The sequence below is a fragment of the Mycobacterium sp. genome, from assembly GCF_039583805.1.
Taxonomy (GTDB): domain Bacteria; phylum Actinomycetota; class Actinomycetes; order Mycobacteriales; family Mycobacteriaceae; genus Mycobacterium.
The window spans coordinates 3,424-6,457 of the sequence record NZ_JAVKSH010000150.1; the positions used below are offsets into that span (position 1 = coordinate 3,424).

Sequence of the window (3,034 nt, forward strand, 5' to 3'; positions counted from 1 at the left end):
GACTGGGGCTTCTAGGGGGTCGGGCACCTCGCCGAAGCACATCTGCAGGAAGTTCTGCGAATAGCCCAATGCGGTGTCCGGCGGGATCGGCGCCAGGCCGCGGCGCCGGCGCATATCGGCGGCGACGATCGTCGGCAACACCGCGAACAGCCGCAGCGCCTTGGCGTGGTTGGCGGCTTCGGCGGTGTTGTCTTCGTCGGGGTCCGCCGCACCCAGGTAGCTGGTCATGGTGCGAACCACGTCCATCGGGTGGCAGGCGTCGGGCAACGCGGTCAGCACCGCCAGCGTCTCCCGGGACAGCCCGCGCTCTGCGCGCTCCTGCTCACGGAAGGAGGCCAACTCGGCGCCGGTGGGCAGTTCGCCGTGCCACAGCAGGTACGCCACCTCCTCGAAGCTGCAGTGTGCGGCCAGGTCCTGCACGGGGTAGCCGCGGTATGTCAGCGAGTTGCTCTCCGGCATCACCTTGGAGACCGCGGTGGTGTCGACGACGACACCGGCGAGGCCCTTGTGAACGCCCTTGTGAATCATCGGTTGCCTCCCGCGATGTCGGCGTCAAAACGGGTGTAGTCGGCGTAGCGGAGCAACTCGTAGAGCCTGCTGCGCGGTTGCATCCGGTCCAGCAGCCCGGATTGTGTTCCGGCCGAGTCGATTTCACGTAAACCCGCTTCGATGGCGAACATCGCCAGACGCAGCGTCGTCACAGGGTAGATGACGACGTTGTAGCCGATCTCGGCGAGCTGGCGCACGCTCAGCAGCGGTGAGCGGCCGAACTCGGTCATGTTGGCCAGCAGCGGCACGTCGACCGCGGCGCGGAACCGCTCGAATTCGCCCGCCTCGGTCAGCGCCTCGGTGAAGATCATGTCGGCGCCGGCGTCGGCGTAGGCCCGGGCCCGGTCGAGCGCGGCGGGAAAACTCTCGACACCGACGGCGTCGGTGCGGGCGCAGATGACGAAGTTCGGGTCTCGCCGCGCCGCCACCGCCGCGCGTATACGCCTGACCATATCGGTAGTGGGCACGACGGCCTTGCCGTCCAGGTGGCCGCAACGCTTCGGGTTGACCTGATCCTCCAGGTGGCAGCCGGCCAGCCCGGCGTCCTCGAGCAGCGTGACGGTGCGGGCGGCATTCAGCGGTTCGCCGAATCCGGTGTCGGCGTCGATCAGGGTGGGCAGGTCGGTGGCGGCCGCGATCTGCGCGCCGCGCGCCGCGACCTCGGACAGGGTCGTCAGCCCGATGTCGGGCAGCGCCAAGTCCGCCGACAACGCGGCACCCGACACGTAGACGCCCTCGAAGCCGATCTCGGTGACCAGCTTGGCTACCAGCGGCGAGAAGGCACCCGGAAAACGCTGCAGCCGAGAGGATTTCACGGCAGCCCGCAAGGCCGACCGCTTGTCGGCGCCGGCGGCCGCCCCCAGCACGCCGGTCACCCGAAGATCCCCGGCGGCACCGTCGGCGCCTTGGCCAGCACCTGCGGGTCGACCAGCACGTTCAGCTCCCCCAGCGTACCGGGCCCCATTGTGGCAAGATTTTCGACGGCGGACAGAAACCGTTGTTGTTCATCGGGTTTCACCACCCCGTCGGCCAGCTCGCGGAACTTCTGCACGTACTGCTCGCGCCGGAACGGCCGCGCTCCCAGCGGATGCGCGTCGGCGACGGCCAGTTCGTCGGTGATCACCTCACCGCTCGTCAGCGTCACTTCGGCGCGCGCCCCGAACGCCTTCTCCGCCGGGTCGTCCGCGTGGTAGCGCCGGGTCCACTCCGGGTCTTCGACGGTGGAGATCTTGCGCCAGAGCTCGACGGTGTCGGGTCGGTGTGCCCGCTCGGGCGTGTAGGACCGTTCGTGATGCCAGGCGCCGTCCTGCAGCGCGACCGCGAAGATGTAGGGCAGCGAGTGATCCAGTGTCTCGCGCGACGCATCCGGGTCGAACTTCTGCGGATCGCCCGAACCGCTGCCGATCACCATGTGGGTGTGCTGACTGGTGTGCAGCACGATGGATTCGACCTGGTTGACGTCGCCGATGCGTTCCCGCAGCCGCCGCGCCAGGTCGATCGGCGCCTGGGCCTGGTATTCCGCCGAGTGCTCCTTGGTGAAGCTGTCCAGGATGGCGCGCTTGGGTTCCCCGGGCGCGGGCAGCGGCACGTGGTAGGTGTGCTCGAAGCCGGACAGCAGCCACGCGATCACGCCGTCCTCGCCCTCCCAGATCGGGGCCGGCGATCCCTCACCGCGCATCGCGCGGTCGACGGCCTCGATGGCCACCTTGCCGGCGTGTGCGGGCGCGAAAGCCTTCCAGCTGGAAATCGAGCCCTTGCGGGACTGGCGGGTGGCGGTGGTCAGATGCAGCGCCTGCCCGATCGCCTGATAGATCGTGTCCACGTCCAGGCGCAGCATCGTGCCGATGCCGGCGGCGACCGAGGGACCGAGGTGCGCGACGTGGTCGATCTTGTGCTCGTGCAGGCAGATTCCGCGGGCCAGGTCGATCTGGATCTCGTACGCGGTCGCCAGCCCGCGGATCAGGTCGGCGCCGCTTGCCGACAGCTGCTGGGCGACCGCAACCAGCGGCGGGATGTTGTCACCGGGGTGGGAGTATTCGGCGGCCAGAAACGTGTCGTGGAAATCCAGTTCGCGCACCCCGACGCCGTTGGCCCACGCCGCCCATTCGGCCGCGTAGCTGCCGTCGACGCCGAACACCGCAGCGCAGGGCCGGGCCCGGTGCGCCAGCGCCTGCCGGCGGGCCACGGTGACCGGCCTCCGCAGCACCGACGCCGCACTGACCGCGGCGTTGTCGATGATCCGGTTGAGCACCATCGTCTCGGTCTGCGGCTCGACGGCGACCGGGTCCGCGGCCACCTCGGCGATCTTGGAGGCGAGGTGCTCGGTCCGGGGAAACTGGTCGGCGCTGCGGTGGGCTCGAACCGGATATCTATGCATACGTTGTCCAGTATGCCCGGCGGCGGCCCCGCGTCGTCGGCCGTCGTCAGAACGGCATCAGGTCCGCGGGATGCAGCATGGTGCCCACCTCGGCCAGCAGCGCACCCA

3 protein-coding genes are annotated in these 3,034 nt (G+C 69.3%); all 3 read right to left on the minus strand.

Annotated elements, in window-relative coordinates; genetic code table 11:
- On the minus strand, window positions 1-528 hold a 528-nt coding region (locus tag ABDW21_RS15850), incomplete at its 3' end, for a citrate/2-methylcitrate synthase (protein WP_343710721.1).
- On the minus strand, window positions 525-1,424 hold the full coding sequence (prpB, locus tag ABDW21_RS15855; RefSeq protein WP_343710722.1) for a methylisocitrate lyase: 900 nt from the start codon (window positions 1,422-1,424) through the stop codon (window positions 525-527). The genes ABDW21_RS15850 and prpB, both read right to left, overlap by 4 nt.
- Window positions 1,421-2,926 (minus strand): 2-methylcitrate dehydratase PrpD, encoded by a 1,506-nt coding sequence (prpD, locus tag ABDW21_RS15860; RefSeq protein ID WP_343710723.1) that lies wholly within the window; start codon window positions 2,924-2,926, stop codon window positions 1,421-1,423. The genes prpB and prpD overlap by 4 nt, the downstream gene beginning before the upstream one ends.
- Window positions 2,927-3,034: the final 108 nt, after the last annotated feature.